17 protein-coding genes are annotated in these 16888 nt (G+C 73.7%); 7 read left to right on the top strand and 10 right to left on the bottom strand.

Annotated features, from left to right (window positions below):
- Window positions 1-321 precede the first annotated feature (321 nt).
- Complete coding sequence (locus ACWCP0_RS05195; RefSeq protein WP_451077501.1) at window positions 322-1050, bottom strand: VIT1/CCC1 transporter family protein; 729 nt, start codon at window positions 1048-1050, stop codon at window positions 322-324.
- Window positions 1051-1269: 219 nt separating this feature from the next.
- Between ACWCP0_RS05195 and ACWCP0_RS05190 the strand changes: the two genes are divergently transcribed.
- The 7 genes from ACWCP0_RS05190 (at window position 1270) to ACWCP0_RS05160 (ending at window position 9696) form a co-directional block, all read left to right on the top strand.
- The gene (locus ACWCP0_RS05190) at window positions 1270-2280 is read left to right on the top strand and encodes an ADP-ribosylglycohydrolase family protein (protein ID WP_351225566.1); all 1011 of its coding nucleotides are present in this window, start codon (window positions 1270-1272) and stop codon (window positions 2278-2280) included.
- Entirely contained in the window at window positions 2262-3641 is a 1380-nt protein-coding gene (locus tag ACWCP0_RS05185) for an ADP-ribosylglycohydrolase family protein (protein WP_451077500.1), read from the top strand. Before ACWCP0_RS05190 ends, ACWCP0_RS05185 begins: the two co-directional genes overlap by 19 nt.
- 72 nt (window positions 3642-3713) lie before the next feature.
- The gene (locus ACWCP0_RS05180) at window positions 3714-4895 is read left to right on the top strand and encodes an ADP-ribosylglycohydrolase family protein (protein ID WP_451077499.1); all 1182 of its coding nucleotides are present in this window, start codon (window positions 3714-3716) and stop codon (window positions 4893-4895) included.
- A complete protein-coding gene (locus ACWCP0_RS05175) occupies window positions 4892-6541 on the top strand; it encodes an ADP-ribosylglycohydrolase family protein (RefSeq protein WP_451077498.1) in 1650 nt (549 codons plus the stop codon). The genes ACWCP0_RS05180 and ACWCP0_RS05175 overlap by 4 nt, the downstream gene beginning before the upstream one ends.
- A complete protein-coding gene (rbsK, locus tag ACWCP0_RS05170; RefSeq protein ID WP_451077497.1) occupies window positions 6538-7449 on the top strand; it encodes a ribokinase in 912 nt (303 codons plus the stop codon). Before ACWCP0_RS05175 ends, rbsK begins: the two co-directional genes overlap by 4 nt.
- A 100-nt stretch (window positions 7450-7549) precedes the next feature.
- Window positions 7550-8863, top strand: a complete 1314-nt coding sequence (locus tag ACWCP0_RS05165; RefSeq protein ID WP_451077496.1) for a CaiB/BaiF CoA transferase family protein — start codon at window positions 7550-7552, stop codon at window positions 8861-8863.
- Complete coding sequence (locus tag ACWCP0_RS05160; RefSeq protein WP_451077495.1) at window positions 8860-9696, top strand: HpcH/HpaI aldolase/citrate lyase family protein; 837 nt, start codon at window positions 8860-8862, stop codon at window positions 9694-9696. The genes ACWCP0_RS05165 and ACWCP0_RS05160 overlap by 4 nt, the downstream gene beginning before the upstream one ends.
- Window positions 9697-9834: 138 nt before the next feature.
- Here ACWCP0_RS05160 and lgt read toward each other — a convergent pair whose 3' ends face one another.
- From lgt to ACWCP0_RS05115, 9 genes are all read right to left on the bottom strand, one after another.
- Window positions 9835-10776, bottom strand: coding sequence for a prolipoprotein diacylglyceryl transferase (gene lgt, locus ACWCP0_RS05155; RefSeq protein WP_451077494.1), 942 nt, complete (start codon window positions 10774-10776; stop codon window positions 9835-9837).
- An 87-nt stretch (window positions 10777-10863) separates the two neighbouring features.
- Window positions 10864-11688 carry a thioredoxin domain-containing protein gene (locus tag ACWCP0_RS05150; protein WP_451077493.1) on the bottom strand — a complete coding sequence of 275 codons (825 nt, stop codon included), beginning with the start codon at window positions 11686-11688 and terminating at the stop codon, window positions 10864-10866.
- 112 nt (window positions 11689-11800) lie between these two features.
- Window positions 11801-12625, bottom strand: coding sequence for a tryptophan synthase subunit alpha (gene trpA / locus ACWCP0_RS05145; protein WP_451077492.1), 825 nt, complete (start codon window positions 12623-12625; stop codon window positions 11801-11803).
- Entirely contained in the window at window positions 12622-13917 is a 1296-nt protein-coding gene (gene trpB / locus ACWCP0_RS05140; RefSeq protein ID WP_451077491.1) for a tryptophan synthase subunit beta, read from the bottom strand. Before trpB ends, trpA begins: the two co-directional genes overlap by 4 nt.
- Window positions 13918-14015: 98 nt before the next feature.
- A complete protein-coding gene (gene trpM, locus ACWCP0_RS05135) occupies window positions 14016-14234 on the bottom strand; it encodes a tryptophan biosynthesis modulator TrpM (RefSeq protein ID WP_451077490.1) in 219 nt (72 codons plus the stop codon).
- A 10-nt stretch (window positions 14235-14244) separates the two neighbouring features.
- A complete protein-coding gene (gene trpC, locus ACWCP0_RS05130) occupies window positions 14245-15054 on the bottom strand; it encodes an indole-3-glycerol phosphate synthase TrpC (RefSeq protein WP_451077489.1) in 810 nt (269 codons plus the stop codon).
- Window positions 15055-15181: 127 nt separating this feature from the next.
- Window positions 15182-15748, bottom strand: coding sequence for a DUF2752 domain-containing protein (locus tag ACWCP0_RS05125; protein ID WP_451077744.1), 567 nt, complete (start codon window positions 15746-15748; stop codon window positions 15182-15184).
- Between the two features lie 128 nt (window positions 15749-15876).
- The gene (locus ACWCP0_RS05120) at window positions 15877-16143 is read right to left on the bottom strand and encodes an HGxxPAAW family protein (RefSeq protein WP_451077488.1); all 267 of its coding nucleotides are present in this window, start codon (window positions 16141-16143) and stop codon (window positions 15877-15879) included.
- 93 nt (window positions 16144-16236) lie between these two features.
- On the bottom strand, window positions 16237-16884 hold the full coding sequence (locus ACWCP0_RS05115; protein ID WP_451077487.1) for a TIGR02234 family membrane protein: 648 nt from the start codon (window positions 16882-16884) through the stop codon (window positions 16237-16239).
- Between the last annotated feature and the right edge of the window lie 4 nt (window positions 16885-16888).

Genomic DNA, 16888 nt, shown 5'->3' with positions numbered 1-16888 from the left:
TGGTAACGGCGCAGGTGGGGAGGGGTCCGGACAGATCGGCGTCCGCGATCCCGGATGCAGAGCAGGCTTCATTGCCCACAGCGCTTACGGCTCATGCCCGGTCGTTAAGGACTCGAAACCGCGAGGTAACGGCTACTTATGTGGAGCCATGCATAGTGTCGCACCGGGTGCCGGGTTTCGGCACCGGGATGTACGTCACAAGGGTACTGGGCGCGGAGGCGGAACGTCGGGGCCGAAGGTCCGGGGCAGACGGCCGGGGCCCGGGGCGGCGGCGGACCCGGGCCACTCGGGACGGATCGGAGGCCGGGCCGCCCCGCGGGGTCAGACGGCCGCCCCGACGAGGACCCCGATCCCGTAGGTCAGCGCGGCCGCGGCCCCGCCCAGCGCGAGCTGCCGCAGACCGCTGAACCACCAGCTGCGCGCGGTGACCTTGGCGACGAGCGCGCCGCAGCCGAAGAGCCCGGCGAGCGCGAGCAGGACAGCGGGCCACAGGACGGTGGCACCGAGGAGATACGGCAGTACGGGCAGCAGGGCGCCCAGCGCGAACGAGGCGAAGGACGAGACCGCGGCGACGGCGGGCGACGGCAGGTCGTCCGGGTCGATGCCGAGCTCCTCGCGGGCGTGGATCTCCAGCGCCTGCTCGGGGTCGCGGGACAGCTGCGTGGCCACCTCGCGGGCGAGCCGGGGCTCGACGCCACGGGCCACGTACAGCGCGGCGAGCTCCTCCATCTCGTCGACCGGGTGCCTGCGCAACTCACGACGCTCGACGTCCAGTTCCGCCTGGACGAGCTCGCGCTGCGAGGCCACGGAGGTGTACTCGCCGGCGGCCATCGAGAACGCACCGGCGGCGAGCCCTGCGAGCCCGGTGATCACGATGGTCTGCTGGGACGCGGCACCACCCGCGACACCGGTCATCAGGGCGAGGTTGGAGACGAGTCCGTCCATCGCGCCGAACACCGCGGGGCGCAGCCAGCCGCCGTTCACATCGCGGTGCGTGTGATTGTCGCGGTGCGCCTCGTGAAGCGTCGCTTCGGTATCGATGACGGACACAGTTCTCCCCTTGCAACCGGTTGCCCCCAGGGGCGGGTTCGTGTGCACCCGCGCCCTCTCAACGCCTCGAAAGTACGCGCGATGTAAGGGGCGCGCCAGCAAGGCAGGCTTTACTTACCTGCGGTCAGCCGAGTGACAGGCGGCTCTCCGGCAGCGCGCGGCGCACCCGGCGTGGCAGAGATCCAGGACAGGCTCGATGCCGCACGAAGGAGTGACGCGTTGGAGTGGATTGCATGCGATCGGGCTCGCGGCGCACTGCTCGGACTGGCTGTCGGCGACGCGCTCGGCGCCCCCGCGGAGAACATGCGGCCGTCCGAGATCCGGCGCCGGTGGGGCCGGATCGAGGGCTTCGTGGCGGACAGCCCCGCGGGTACGGACGACACGGAGTACGCGATCTTCTCCGGACTGCTGCTCGCCCGGCACGGCTCGGCGCTGACCGTCTCACATGTCGAGCAGGCCTGGCACCACTGGATCGCGGACCTCGACGAGGGTCCGTTCCGGGGCGCGGGCTTCAGCGAGCGGGGCACGCTGGAGAACCTCCGCCGCGGTCTGGCGGCCCCCATCACGGCCCAGCACCGGCACGCGTGGAGCGACGGGCTCGCGATGCGCGCGGCGCCCTTCGGCGTCTTCGCGGCGGGCGATCCCGCCGAGGCCGCGCGGCTGGTCGCCATCGACGGCTGCGTCAGCCACGACGGGGAGGGCATCTACGGCGGCCAGGCGGTGGCGGCGGGGGTCGCCGCGGCCGTGGCGGGCGAGGGACCGGCCGGAATCATCGGTGCCGCGCTCTCGGTCGTCCCGATGGACTCCTGGACCGCGCGCTCCATGCGGCGCGCGGTCGTCGCGGCGGAGCGGGCCGAGCCCGAGCCCCTCGCCCGCGAACGTACGGTCCGCTCCGCGGTGGTCATCGGCGGCTATCCCTGGACCGACCTGGCCCCCGAGGCCGTCGGCCTGGCCTTCGGCGCCTTCGCGGCGGCGCGCGGCGACTTCCGTACGTCCGTCCTGACCGCGGTCAACATGGGCCGCGACGCCGACACCACGGCGGCGGTCGCGGGCGCCCTCGCCGGGGCCATGTCCGGCGCGTCCGCCATCCCCCGGGACTGGGCCGCGGCCATCGGCCCGGTCCGCGGCAGCTGCCTTCCCGCCATGCGCGGCTACCACGTGCTGGACATCGCCGACCTCCTCACCCCCGACGACGACACCGAGGCCCTCCCATGCCCCCCGGCCCACTAGACCCCACCCCCCAGCCCGCCCCGGGCCCCCCGGACTCCCCTCCGGACCTCTCCCCCGGGACGCCCGACGCGCTCCCGGACTCCCCTCCGCCCGACCCCGCCACCGAGGCATCTCCCGCCCCGCGCGAGACCGAGGACGACACCCCCGCCCCTGGAGGCCCCGGACCACGCGAGCCCGAGGACACCCCGGCGCCGGGACGGCACACGGTCATCGGGCCGGACCGGCACCGCCACCGCCCCGGTACCCGGGCCCGGATCGAGGGCCTGCTCCTCGGGCTCGCCTCCGGGGACGCCGCCGGGTGGCCCGCCGCCCGCCACCGGGCCAGCCGGATGCCCGAGTGGACCCGGCGCCTCACCCGCGAGCTCGACACCTTCGCCGAGCAGAACGCCACGACCACCCTCCCCGTTCCCATCGCCCTCAATCAGCCGCCCGAACCCCTGCGCCTCGGCCCGTCCGACGACGCCGAGTGGGCCGCGTTCGCCGCCGAGACCGTGCTCACCGCCGCCGGTGAGCACTTCCACGGCCTGGACCTCGGCCGCCGTATGCGCGCGGCGGTCGACCTCGCCTGGAACTCGCTCGCCGGCAACGTCGCCGCGGCCGCCGCCCGCGCCCCCGAGGTCGAGTCCGCCGTGCTCCCCCTCCGCGCACGTATCTCCGTGCGCGCCGGACTGGGCAACCTGGCCACCGGTCTGCGCCCGCCCGCCACCGGTCACGACAACCCGCACTACTTCGACGACGCGGCCTGCGTCCGCGCCGTGGTCCTCGCCGTCGTCCATCCGGGGAATCCGCAGGCCGCCGCCGAACTCGCCGAGTTCGACGCCCGCTACACCCAGGACGGCGACGGCGTCCACGGTGCCCGCGCCATGGCGGCGGCGGTCGCGGCCGCCCTCGGCGGCGCGCACGTCGACCTCGCCGTCGACGCCGCCCTCGCCCAGCTCCCGGACGCCACCGAGATCGGCCGCAACGCCCGGCACGCCGTCAAGCTCGCCCGCGACGCCGAGGACGCGTTCTCGCTCGTGCCCCTCCTGGAGCACCAGATCGTCGACCACGTCTACAGCTACGGCATCGCCGCGGCCGAGACCGTCCCCGTCGCCCTCGCCCTCGCGATCGCCTCCCGCGGCGAAGTCGCCGGCTCGATCCCCGCCGCCGCCTGCCTGTCCCGCGTCGCCGACTCCGCGCCCGCCCTGGCCGGGGCGCTGACCGGTGCGCTCGGCGGCGGCGCGGCCGTGCCGGCAGCATGGCGGGACGCCTGCCGCACCCTCGCCGGCTGCGCCCTGCCCCGGCTCGCCGGCACCGATCTCGTGGAACTCGCCGGGCTCCTCGCCGACACGTTGCGCCCACCCGGGGCACGGCCCGAGTGACCCGTCCCGTCAGACACGAATCCCCGACTCGGCATACCCCGCCCGCGACCACCCCGGGTGGACAATTCCGGCATGACACTCTCAGCGCTCCCGACGGTCGCGACACTCGACGACCGGATCACGGGCTCCCTCGTCGGCGCGGCGGTCGGCGACGCCATCGGCGGCCCGGTCGAGGGCTACACCCCGGAGCAGATCGTGGAACGGCACGGCGGCCGCGTCCACGGCATCGTCGGCCCGTGGCACGGCGACGACTGGCGCACCGCCCGCCCCATCGCGCCGTACCACAAGGGCGACGGGCACGTCACCGACGACACCCTGATGACCCACGCCCTCGTCCGTGTCTACGCGACGGTGCGCGACCACCTCGACGCCTACGCGGTCGCCGACCACCTCGTCCCCGACCTCGTCTCCCACCCTCGCTGGATCCCTGAGCTGGAGGCCGAGGCCCTCCCCCTCCAACGGATCTTCCTGGCCGAGAAGTGGCTCGTCGCCCGCCTCCACTACGGCCACGTCGACCCGCGCGAGGCGGGCACCGGGAACATCGTCAACTGCGGTGCCGCGATGTACATGGCACCCGTCGGCCTGGTCAACGCCGCCCACCCTGCGGCCGCCTACGCCGAGGCCGTGGACGTCGCGGGCGCCCACCAGTCCTCGTACGGGCGCGAGGCGGCGGGCGTCTTCGCGGCGGCGGTCGCCGCGGCCTGCACCCCGGGTGCGACCCCGGCCTCCGTCGTCGAGGCCTGTCTCACCCTCGCCAAGGACGGCACCCGTTCGGCCATCGAGGCGGTGGCCGATGTCGCCGACCGTCACCGCGACTTCGAGTCCGCCCTCGCCCCGCTGCGCGCGGCGGTCGCTCCTTTCGACACGGTCGGCCCCGACTACCGTGCGCCCTCCCTCGCGGCCCGCCGCCCGTCCCGGCTGCACGCCATCGAGGAACTCCCCGTCGCCCTGGGCATGCTGCTCGTCGGCGGCGGCGACTACCGCCGTACGGTCCTCGGCTCCGTCAACTACGGGCGGGACTGCGACTCGATCGCCACGATGTCCGGCGCGCTCGCGGGCGCGCTCCACGGCGAGGAGCCGATCCCGCCGGACTGGGTCAAGACCGTCGCCGAGGCCAGCCGTCTCGACCTGCACGCCCCGGCGCGGACGCTGACGGAGGTCACGTACGAGGTCTTCGCCCGCGACACCGAACGACGCCGCGCCCATGAAGCGGCGTTCGCCCGTCTGACGGAGAACCCGACGGAAACCCGATGAACCTCCGCCTCACCTGGGTCCAGCCCGAGGACCTCATCGGCCACGAACTGCGCCAGGCGGCGGAGGACGGCCGCGACGCCGCAGGGATCGCCCGCCGCTGGCAGTCGGCGGGCGGCCACCCCGCACCGCACTCGGCCGGGGCCTCCTCCGCCCCCGCGCCGCCCGGCCTCCGCGCCCTGGCCACCCGTCTGCTGGACGAACTGGCCGGCCTGCCCGGCCGTTCGGCGGCGGACGAACCCACGGACCTCCCGTCCATCAGGGCCGCCTGTCCCGACTGGCCGGAGCCGGCGGCGTCCGACCCGGCTCCCGGCCAGGCGCCGCGCCCGCCGCATGGCGAGGCCCTTGCGGGCGACGGGCCCGACCTGCCGCCCGGATCCCTCGAGCCTGCCGCCGCACGGGACGGAGCCCCTGCGCCCGGTACCGCCCGCAGGCCGACGCGCGCCTCACCCGGCGGTCCCACCCCCGGGCGCACGGCCGGGCCCGAAGCCCCGAGGACGCAGGCCGCCGGGGCCCCGCCCCCGCACGGCGAAGCCCGCGCAGCAGGAGGGCCGGGGGCCTGGGGCCGGGACAGGGCGGGGTGGGGAAACGACCCCCTCCTGCACCGGCTCCACGCCGCCTGGCTCGGCCGCGCCGCCGGTTGCCTGCTCGGCAAACCGGTCGAGAAGCTCCCTCTCCACGCCATCCGCGCCCTCGCCCGTGCCACCGGCAACTGGCCGCTCACCACCTGGTTCACCGCCAAGGGCGTCCCCGCCGAGCTGCTGGCCGCCCACCCCTGGAACCGTCGTTCCGCGGCCACCTCGCTCGCGGAGAACATCGACGGCATGCCCGAGGACGACGACCTCAACTACCCCCTCCTCAACCTGCTCCTCCTCCAGCGGTACGGACACGGCTTCCGCACCTGCGACGTCGCCCGGCTCTGGCTCGACGAACTCCCCGCCGGCCGTACCTTCACCGCCGAGCGCGTCGCCTTCCGCAACCTGCTCGCCGGTCTCGAGCCGCCGCTCACCGCCGCCCGCCACAACCCGTTCCGCGAGTGGATCGGGGCCGCCATCCGTGCCGATGTGCACGGCTGGACGCATCCCGGCGACCCCGCCGCGGCCGCCGCCCAGGCGCACCGGGACGCGACGCTCACGCACACCGCCAACGGGGTGTACGGCGCGATGTTCGTCGCCGCGGCCCTCGCCGAGGCGGCAACCGGCACCGCGGACGTCCACCGGTGCCTGCGTACCGGCCTCCGCGTCGTCCCGCCCCGCTCGCGCCTCGCCGAAGCCGTCCGCTTCGGCATCGAGACCGCCACCGTGCACCCCGGCTTCGACGACGTCGTGGACCGTCTGCACGCCGTCTACGGCACGTACCACTGGGTACACGTCATTCCCAACACCGCCCTGCTCTCCGCCGCCCTGACCCACGCCGACGGCGACTTCACCGGCTCCATCTGCCGTGCCGTGTCCGGCGGCTGGGACACCGACTCCACCGGAGCCACCGCCGGGTCCCTCGCCGGGCTGCTCGCCGGACAACCGGACCGGCTGCCCGAGCGGTGGACCGCGCCGCTGAAGAACCGGCTCGCCACCACCGTCGGCGGGTTCGACGGCACCGGCTTCGACTCCCTCGCCCACCTGACCTTCCAGGAGGTTGTCCGCCCATGACCGGCATCGTGGTGCTCGGCAGCACCAACATGGACCTCGTCGCCTATGTCGCGAAGGCGCCGCAGCGCGGAGAGACGGTGACGGGACGCGAGTTCCGTACGGTCCCCGGCGGCAAAGGCGCCAACCAGGCCGTCGCAGCGGCCCGCGCGGGCGGCGCCGTGTCGATGATCGGCGCCGTGGGGACCGACGACTTCGGCGTACGCCTGCGCGCCACGCTCGACGGCGCCGGGGTCGACACCGACCTGCTCCGCACCGCCGAAGGCCCCTCCGGCACCGCGCACATCGTCGTCGACGACGAGGGCGGCAATGCGATCGTCGTCGTCCCCGGCGCCAATGGCACCGTCGACCACCTCACCCCCGGCGACGAGGCTCTCATCGCCACCGCGGACGCTCTCCTCCTTCAGCTCGAACTCCCCTTGGACGGCGTGATCGCCGGCGCCCGGGCCGCCCGACGCCATGGCGTACGCACCGTCCTCACGCCGGCGCCCGTGCAACCACTGCCGCCCGAACTGCTTGCCGTCACGGATCTGTTGGTGCCGAACGAGCACGAGGCCGCCGCCCTCGCGGGCATCGCCGACCCGCACGCCGCCGCCGAGGCGCTGCTCCGCCAGGTGCCGGAGGTGGTGATCACCCTCGGCGCGGCGGGCAGCCTCTACGCGGCCCGCGGCGCCGAGCCCGTCCCCGTGCCCGCCCCGCGCGTCCGAGCCGTCGACACGACCGCCGCGGGCGACACCTTCGTCGGCGCCCTCGCCGTGGCCGTCGTCGAGGGCAGGCCGATGCCCGCCGCGCTGGCCTGGGCCTCCGCCGCCGCCGCGCTCTCGGTCCAGCGTCCCGGCGCCTCCTCCTCGATGCCGTGCCGCCCGGAGATCGACGAGGCGGCGGAGGCCCAGAGCCCGGTCAACCACTAGGCCGCCACAAGGCCCTCCAGCCCACAAGCCGTATCGCCCTCGCCCGCTCGCCCGCAGAGAAGTACCCCCGCCGGAGCCTCGCAAGGAGCTTGGAGCCCCCATGCACGACCCCGACGCCGACGGTGTCGCCGCCCCCCACCCCACCGGAAACCCCGGCACCACCGGTACGACCGGAACCGCCGGCGCCGCCGAAAACACCGGAACCACCGGAACCACCGGAACCACCGGAAACGGTCCGCTCTCCGGGCTGCGCGTCCTCGATCTCGCCACCCTCTTCGCCGGACCGCTCGCCGCGACGATGCTCGGCGACTTCGGCGCCGACGTCATCAAGGTCGAACACCCCCGCAGACCCGACCCGTCACGCGGGCACGGCCCGGACAAGGACGGTGTCGGCCTGTGGTGGAAGCTGCTCGGCCGCAACAAACGCACCATCACACTCGACCTGTCCACGCCCGGCGGCCGCGAGACGCTCCTGCGGCTGGCCGCCACCGCCGATGTGGTCATCGAGAACTTCCGCCCCGGCACCCTGGAGAAGTGGCAGCTCGGCTGGGAGCAGCTGAGCGCCGCCAACCCCCGCCTCGTCCTCGCCCGGGTCACCGGCTTCGGTCAGTTCGGCCCGTACTGCCACCGCCCCGGCTTCGGCACGCTCGCCGAGGCGATGAGCGGCTTCGCCGCCATCACCGGAGAACCCGACGGTCCGCCGACCCTCCCGCCCTTCGGTCTCGCCGACTCCATCGCCGCGCTCGCCACCTCCTACGCCGTGATGACCGCGCTGACCGCCCGGGCCGCGTCCGGCCGCGGCCAGGTCGTCGACATGGCCATCATCGAACCGATCCTCACCGTGCTCGGCCCGCAGCCCATCTGGTACGACCAGCTCGGCTACGTCCAGCCGCGCAGCGGCAACCGCTCCCGCAACAACGCTCCCCGCAACACCTACCGGGCGGCCGACGGGAGCTGGCTCGCCGTCTCCACCTCCGCCCAGTCCGTCGCCGAGCGCGTCATGCGGCTCGTCGGCCGCCCGGAGCTGACGGGCGAGCCGTGGTTCGCGACGGGCAGCGGGCGGGCCGAGCACGCAGACGTACTCGACGAGGCGGTGGGCACATGGATCGCACGGCACACCAGGGACGAGGTCCTCGACGCGTTCGAGAAGGCGGAGGCGGCGATCGCACCCGTCTACGACATCCGCGACGTCATGGCCGATCCCCAGTACCGCGCGCTGGACAGCGTCACCGAGGTCCCCGATCCGGAACTCGGGCCGATCCGTATGCAGAACATCCTCTTCCGCCTTTCCGAGACTCCTGGGGGGATTCGCTGGGCGGGCCGGCCGCACGGCGCGGACACCGATGCGGTGCTCGGCGAGCTCGGGCTCACGCCTGCCCGGATCGCCGCGCTGCGCAACGAAGGCGTGCTATGACCGCCCCCTCGGACACCTCTCTCGGCGGCATGCCCGAAACCACCCCGCTCACCTGGCTGTACGCCCCCGGGGACCATCCCGACGTCGTCCGCAAGGCGCTCTCCTGCGGCGCGGACATCGTGATCGTCGATCTCGAGGACGCGGTCCCACCCGACCGCAAGGCGTACGCCCTCGCGGCGACCGCCGAACTGCTCACCTCCCCCCAGCCGGTGCCCGTCCACGTCCGGATCCACGCAGAGCAGGACATCGCCGCACTGGCCGGACTTCCCGGCCTGTCCGCTCTGCGGATCCCCAAGGTGACACACGCCACTGACATCCGGGGTCCGGCGTCGCTCGCCCCGGGGACGGAGCTGTACGCGCTGCTGGAGTCCGCGTCCGGCGTCGAGCACGCGTACGCCATCGCGACCGCCGATCCCGCGGTCCGCGGGATCGCCCTCGGAGAGGCGGACCTCCGGGCCGACCTGGGGGTACGGGACGACCGTGGCCTCGACTGGCCGCGCAGCCGCATCGTGGTCGCGGCCCGCGCGGCCGGGCTCGCGCCACCGCCGCAGTCGGTGTTCCCCGACATCCGCGACCTGGACGGGCTCGCGGAGTCCTGCGCCCACGGCCGCGCCGTCGGCTTCTTCGGCCGGGCGGCGATCCACCCCCGCCAGCTGCCGGTCATCGAGCGGGCCTACCTCCCCAGCCCCGAGGAGATCGAGGCGGCCGAGGAGATCGTCAAGGCGGCCGAGACGGACGCGGGCGCGCTGGCCCTCCCGGACGGCCGTTTCGTCGACGCGGCCGTGGTCACCACGGCGCACCGCACCCTCGCCCTGGCACGCCGCGGCGAGTGACCCCCGGACATCCGCCCCGTCCGGGACCGCGGCCGCGGCCACCTTCCATGGGCACCCTCACCCGTGCCCTGAGCAGCACGCACAAGGGCCGCCCGACCTTCGTGGTCGGGCGGCCCTAGGCACGCGTGAGCGGAGCCGTCAGCTCTTGGGGGCTGATCCGGAGTCCGCCGGATCGCCGTCGGAGGCCTTGTCCAGGTCCAGCGGGGCGGCGTCGGCCTCCGGCTCCCGGTCCGTGGACGAGGGGTCCGACGGGGCGGGGACGGTGGGCTTCGGGGGCTCGACGACGTCCTCCCGGCCCGGCCGCAGCCGCGCCGAGATCACGATGTACGCCACGGCCAGGGCGCCGACCACGATCGCGGTCCACACGTTCAGGCGCAGGCCCAGGACATGGTGGGCCTCGTCGACCCGCATGTACTCGATCCAGCCGCGGCCGGCGCAGTACGCGGCGACGTACAGCGCGAAGGCGCGCCCGTGGCCGAGCCTGAAGCGGCGGTCGGCCCAGATGACCAGCAGGGCGACACCGATGCACCACAGCGACTCGTAGAGGAACGTCGGGTGGTACAGGCCCGCCTCGCGGTTCACACCCTCGCTGATCTCGAGGGCCCAGGGCAGGTCCGTGGGCCTGCCGTACAGCTCCTGGTTGAACCAGTTGCCCCAGCGGCCGATGGCCTGCGCGAAGGCGATACCGGGCGCGATGGCGTCGGCGTACGCGGGCAGCGGGATGCCCCGGCGGCGGCAGCCGATCCAGGCGCCGACCGCACCCAGGGCGATCGCGCCCCAGATACCGAGGCCCCCCTCCCAGATCTTGAACGCGTCGACCCAGTTCTCACCCTCGCTGAAGTACAGCTGGTAGTCGGTGATCACGTGGTACAGACGGCCGCCGACAAGGCCGAACGGCACCGCCCAGACGGCGATGTCGGCCACCGTGCCGGCTTTGCCGCCGCGGGCGATCCAGCGCTTGTTGCCGTACCAGACGGCGACGAAGACACCGATGATGATGCAGAAGGCATAGCCACGCAGCGGAACCGGTCCGAGGTTGATCACACCGGTCGACGGGCTGGGAATGTAGGCAAGGTCCATGGCAGGTCCGACGCTACCTTGCCGGGCGGGACGCGTCGCACCCCACCCGGCAACGTCTGCATAACGAGCAGCCGACCGGCCGTACCCTCAGGAACCCGCCGGGCTCGGCTGCGCCGTGCCCGGCTGCTTGCCCGCGTTGGCCGCGGCGACCCACTTCTTCAGGTTGTCCGGGGAGATCTGCTCGCCGTCCTTCCGGGGGAACACCGGCTTCCCGTTCAGCAGCACGGTCGGCGTACCGGTGAAGCTGCCCTCACGGAAGGCCTGTGCCGACTTGTTCACCCAGCTGTTGTGCCTGCCCTCCTGCACACAGCTGCGGAACGCAGGCGTGTCCAGCCCCTCGACCTTCCCGGCCAGCTCGATGAGCTTCTTGGTGTCCGCGAAGCCGTCCTCGGTCTCCGGCGGCTGGTTCTGGTAGAGCACGTCGTGGTACGGCACGAATTTTCCGGCGTCCTGGGCGCACGCCGCCGCGTTCGCCGCGCGCAGGGATCCGGTGCCGCCCATATTTCCGTCGATGATCGTGGCGAGGTGGTACTCGACCTTGAGCTGACCGGAGTCCGTCAGCTCGTGGATCGTGTCCCGGAACCCGTTCTCGAACCCGGCGCACGCCGGGCAGCGGAAGTCCTCCCAGATCGTGAGCGTGGACGGCGCGTCGCTCGCGCCGGCAGGAAGTGCGAGCTGCTCCTCGCCCTCGGCGCCGCTGGGCGCGACGACCGGCCCGGCTTCCGTGCTGTCGTCCTTGCTTCCGGAGTTGGCCGCGATCACGCCGATGACCGCGGCCAGCCCGAGCACGCCGACCACGGCCGCGGACACGATCAACAGGCGCCGTCGCTTCTCACGCGCCTTCTCCAGCTCACGTTCCTGCAGGAGCCGCTCGCGCGCGGCCCGCCTTCCGTCACGGTTCTTCTCGCTCACGCCCACAGCAACGAACCGGGGAGGCGCCTATGCGCCTCCCCGGTACGAGGTCCACCCGGACGGGTGAGCCGGTCCGATCAGATCCCTGCGCGGGCCCGGACCGGTGGCACCGTCAGCGCTTGCGGACGCCCTCCGCCAGCTCGCCCGCGAGCGCGCGCACCGCCGTGATGCCCGCCGCGGGGTCGTCCGCGTCGAGCAGCCGCTTGACGAAGGCCGAACCGACGATGACTCCGTCGGCGAAGCCCGCGACCTCGGCGGCCTGCTCCGCGTTGGAGACACCGAGGCCGACGCAGACGGGGAGTCCACCGCGGTCGGCAGTGGTGGCACGGGTGCGCCGGACCAGGTCCTGGGCCTGCGCGCCGACCGACTCGCGGGTGCCGGTGACGCCCATCAGCGAAGCGGCGTAGACGAAGCCGGAGCCCGCCGCCGTGATCGTGGCGAGGCGCTCGTCCCTGCTGCTGGGTGCGACCACGAAGACCGTGGCGAGCCCGTGCTTCTCGGCGTGCTCGCGCCACACCGCGGATTCCTGGACCGGCAGGTCGGGCAGGATGCAGCCCGCGCCGCCGGCTTCGGCCAGTTCGGCGGTGAAGCGCTCGATGCCGTACCGGTCGATCGGGTTCCAGTACGTCATCACGAGCACCGGCTTGCCGGTGGCCTCGTGGGCCTCGCGGACCGTGCGCATGACGTCCGCGATCTTCACGCCCCCGCGCAGGGCGATGTCGTCGGCGGTCTGGATGACCGGGCCGTCGAGGACGGGGTCGGAATGCGGCAGACCGATCTCGACGATGTCGGCGCCGCCGTCGAAGACGGCCTTGACCGCCTCGATGCCGCCGTCGACGGTGGGGAAGCCGGCCGGGAGGTAGGCGATGAGCGCGGCCCGGTTCTCGGACTTCGCCTGCGCCAGGGTGTCGCTCAGCAGCTGAATGTTCCCGCTCACTTGGCGTCCCCCTCGATCTCCGCGACCTCGCCGGCCGCGTCCGCCTCGACGACGGCGGCGGCGGCGTCCTTGTCGTACAGCCCGAAGTAGCGGGCAGCCGTGTCCATGTCCTTGTCGCCGCGGCCGGACAGATTGACCACGATCAGCCCGTCCTTGCCGAGCTCCTTGCCGAGCTCCAGGGCTCCGGCGAGCGCGTGAGCGGACTCGATCGCCGGGATGATGCCCTCCGTACGGGACAGGAGACGCAGCGCCTGCATCGCGGCGTCGTCGGTGACGGCCCGGTACTCGCCGCGTCCGCTGTCCTTGAGGTAGGAGTGCTCGGGGCCGATGCCCGGGTAGTCGAGCCCCGCGGAGATCGAGTACGGCTCGGTGATCTGGCCCTCGTCGTCCTGGAGGACGTAGCTGCGCGAGCCGTGCAGGATTCCGGGCTCGCCCGCGGTCAGCGTGGCCGCGTGCTCGCCGGTCTCCACGCCGTGGCCCGCGGGCTCGCAGCCCACCAGGCGTACGCCCGTGTCCGGGATGAAGGCGTGGAACAGGCCGATCGCGTTGGAGCCGCCGCCGACGCAGGCGACCGCCGCGTCCGGGAGGCGGCCCGCGCGCTCCAGGATCTGGCGGCGGGCCTCGACGCCGATCACCCGGTGGAAGTCGCGGACCATGGCCGGGAACGGGTGCGGGCCCGCGACCGTGCCGAAGAGGTAGTGGGTGTGGTCGACGTTGGCGACCCAGTCGCGGAAGGCCTCGTTGATGGCGTCCTTGAGGGTGCGGCTGCCGGACTTCACCGGGACGACCTCGGCGCCGAGCATCCGCATCCGGGCGACGTTCAGCGCCTGGCGCTGGGTGTCGATCTCGCCCATGTAGACGGTGCAGTCGAGGCCGAAGAGGGCGCAGGCGGTCGCGGTGGCGACGCCGTGCTGGCCGGCGCCGGTCTCGGCGATGACGCGGGTCTTGCCCATGCGCTTGGTGAGCAGGGCCTGCCCCAGCACATTGTTGATCTTGTGGGAGCCGGTGTGGTTGAGGTCCTCGCGCTTGAGGAAGACCCGAGCGCCGCCCGCGTGCTCGGCGAAGCGGGGCACCTCGGTCAGCGCGCTGGGCCGGCCGGTGTAGTGGACGAGCAGTTCGTCGAGCTCGGCCGCGAAAGCGGGGTCGGCCTTGGCCTTGTCGTACTCGACGGCCACCTCGTCGACCGCGGCGACGAGGGCCTCGGGGATGAACTTGCCGCCGAAGGCGCCGAAGTAGCCCTCGGCGTTGGGCACCAGGCCCTCGGGGTCGGGAATGAAGTAATCGCTGGGCATGCCGGAACTCCTCAAGAGCGTCAGCTGAAGAGAAAGTGGGAGTGAGGACGTGGGGTCGCCGAGCCGGGGTCCTGTCCTGCGGACAAGGCCCTGGTGGCTCAGCGACGGCGCCATCGCATGCCGTTGACCTGACCGGGCTCGTCCCCGATCACGTACCGGACGCGCCGTCCGTGCACCCGGCGGGCCGGGGCGCGGCAGCCGCGCGGGCGGCAGCCGCGTGCCAGCGGCGCGTGCGGCACGCGCGCGGACGCGGACGCGCCGGCCGGGCGGCGAAGGCCCGGCCGGAGCGACGGTGCGCGCCGGACGTGGGTGGTCATGGGCGGGAGGTCAGCCTCTCCCGTGCCGCAGCGCCGGGTGGGCGCCCGCGGCGACCAGATCGGCCACGGCGGCCTTCGGGTCGCGACCGGTGACCAGGGACTCGCCGACGAGGACGGCGTCGGCGCCGGCGTTGGCGTACGCGATCAGGTCGTGCGGGCCGCGGATGCCGGATTCGGCGATCTTGACGATGCCCGCGGGGATCTCGGGGGCGACCCGTTCGAAGGTGGAACGGTCGACCTTGAGGGTCCTGAGGTCGCGGGCATTGACACCGATGATCTTGGCTCCGGCGTCCACGGCGCGCTCGACCTCGTCCTCGTCATGGACCTCGACGAGCGGGGTGAGGCCGATCGACTGGGCACGCTCGATCAGGGAGACGAGCGCCTCCTGGTCGAGTGCGGCGACGATCAGCAGAACCAGGTCGGCGCCGTACGCACGGGCCTCCCACAGCTGGTACGACGTGACGATGAAGTCCTTGCGGAGCAGCGGGATGTCCACCCGCGCCCGCACGGCTTCCAGGTCCGCGAGCGAGCCGCCGAAGCGGCGCTGTTCGGTGAGGACGGAGATGACGGCCGCGCCGCCTGCCTCGTAGTCGGCGGCGAGTCCGGCAGGGTCGGCGATCGCGGCGAGCGCGCCCTTGGAGGGGCTGGAGCGCTTCACCTCGCAGATGACCTTGACCCCGTCACCGCGCAGCGCGGCGACGCCGTCCTTGGCCTGGGGCGCCTTGGCGGCACGCTCCTTGAGCTCGTCGAGGCTGACCCGCGCCTGCCGCTCTGCGAGGTCGGCGCGCACGCCTTCGATGATCTCGTCGAGCACACTCACGCGAGCGGCCCCCTTCCGGGAGGTTGATGGTGGATCACTGTCAGCAATCTCGATGGTATCCGTAGGAGGGCGTAGGCCCCGCATCCGGTTGACGGGCGTCCCACTACCTGGAACCGCTTGCTGCTGGTCATGGCGCGAGGAACGCCCCGAACGGAAGATTCCGTACGACGGTGAAGACCAGCAGAATCCCGCCGAGCCCCCACCACCAGACGGGTCGGACGGCGATCCGCAGCGGCTGTGCCCGGGCGGCGCGGACGAGCCAGACGAGCCACACGACGGCGAAGACTCCGTAACCGACGGTGGCGACGGCGTTGGCGCCCAGGGCGGCGCCGAGGTCGCCGGTGATGAAGGCGTGGGCGCTGCGCAGACCGCCGCAGCCGGGGCAGAGGACCCCGGTGAGCCGCAGCAGGGGGCAGACCGGATAGTGCCCGGGCTCATTGGGGTCCACGGTGCCGACGTACGCGAAGGCCGCGGCGACCGCGGCCATGGCGCCCACCGGCGAGGCCAGCCGCCGCAGGAGCGGCGCGGGACCGGGGGCGGACCCCGGTACGCGGGGACCGGTCTCCGGTACGCCCTGAGCGGTCACCGGCCCCGGCACCGGGCCGTGCGCGGCGATGGGCGCGGCAGCGCGCGCGGGGTGCGTCGCGGGCCCCGGTACGGAGGGCTCGCCCGGACCGGGAGCGGCGGCAGGAATGACATCCACCACACGATTGTCCCCCGGGCATGCGGAGAGGCGCAGCCCGGGCCCGCCGGACTGCGCCTCTCGGCGCGCTCGGGTGCCCTCGGCGGTCCCGGGGGCCCGAGGGAAGCTCGCTCGTGGCGTCAGGAGGCCGCCGTGGCCTCGGCCGGCACGCGCTGTGCGACCGGGGCGGTCGCCTGGACCCGGATGGCCTGCTGCTTCGGCATCCCGAGACCCGCAGCCTTCATCGCACCGCCCACGACACCGCCGAGCAGCGTCACGACGATTCCGGCCCAGAAGCCGAGCGGATTGGCCGCCACCATGAAGACTCCCGCGATGCAGAAGCCGATGAAGCTGATGGTGACACCGGTCCAGGCGGCCGGGGTGTGTCCGTGGCTGCTGCCCGCCATGAGTTGCTCCTCGTTCGTCTTGCGCTGTGGGGTGAGCCGGACGCTCGTACCCTATTGTCCCGTACGCGCGGGGGTGTCGGGACGTGGGGGTCGTCACTGATCGCGAGTGGGGTCCTCGCCTCGGTCGAGGGCCTTCCACAGGTCCTCGGGCCTGTCCGGATCGGTCGCCGGGGCCGCCTTGCGCGGGCTCGCGCCCTCTCGTTCGTAGCGGCCCGACATCGCGGGCCAGGAGGCGCCGTAGCGCAGGGCCAGCAGTCCGGCCAGCAGGATCAGCAGTCCGGCTGCGGCGGTGACGAACGGCCAGGCGGTGTGCGTGAGCGAGTCCACCGCGGCGGCACTGTCCCCCGTGGCCCGCCGTGCCTGCTCGTCGAGGGCCGCGGTCCCGGAGACGCTGCCGTAGGCGGCGATCGCCGCGCCGGCACCGCTGAGGGTGAGCAGGACGGCGACCAGCAGCCGGGGCTTGCCGCGGACGGCGAAGACGGCGACGAGCGCGGCCAGGCCGACGACGGCGAGGGCGGCCGGAACACCGGTGACATCACGGCCGTCGGCCTCCAGGGACACACTGCTGCCGAGGACCGCAGCCGTGCCCTCGGCCCAGATCTGCCCGGAGGCGAGCAGCACCACGGCGGCGCCGACGGCGCCGAGCAGCAGGGCGGCGGCGAGACTGCGCCGGCTGCCTGCGGCGGCCGGGGTGCTCTCGGTACGGGGCTGGGGTACGGGTACAGCAGTCACGTACCCCACTATC

Source organism: Streptomyces sp. NPDC001970 (assembly GCF_053594115.1).
The sequence above is the reverse complement of the archived record's forward strand: the minus strand, read 5'-3'. Positions and strand labels throughout refer to the sequence as shown.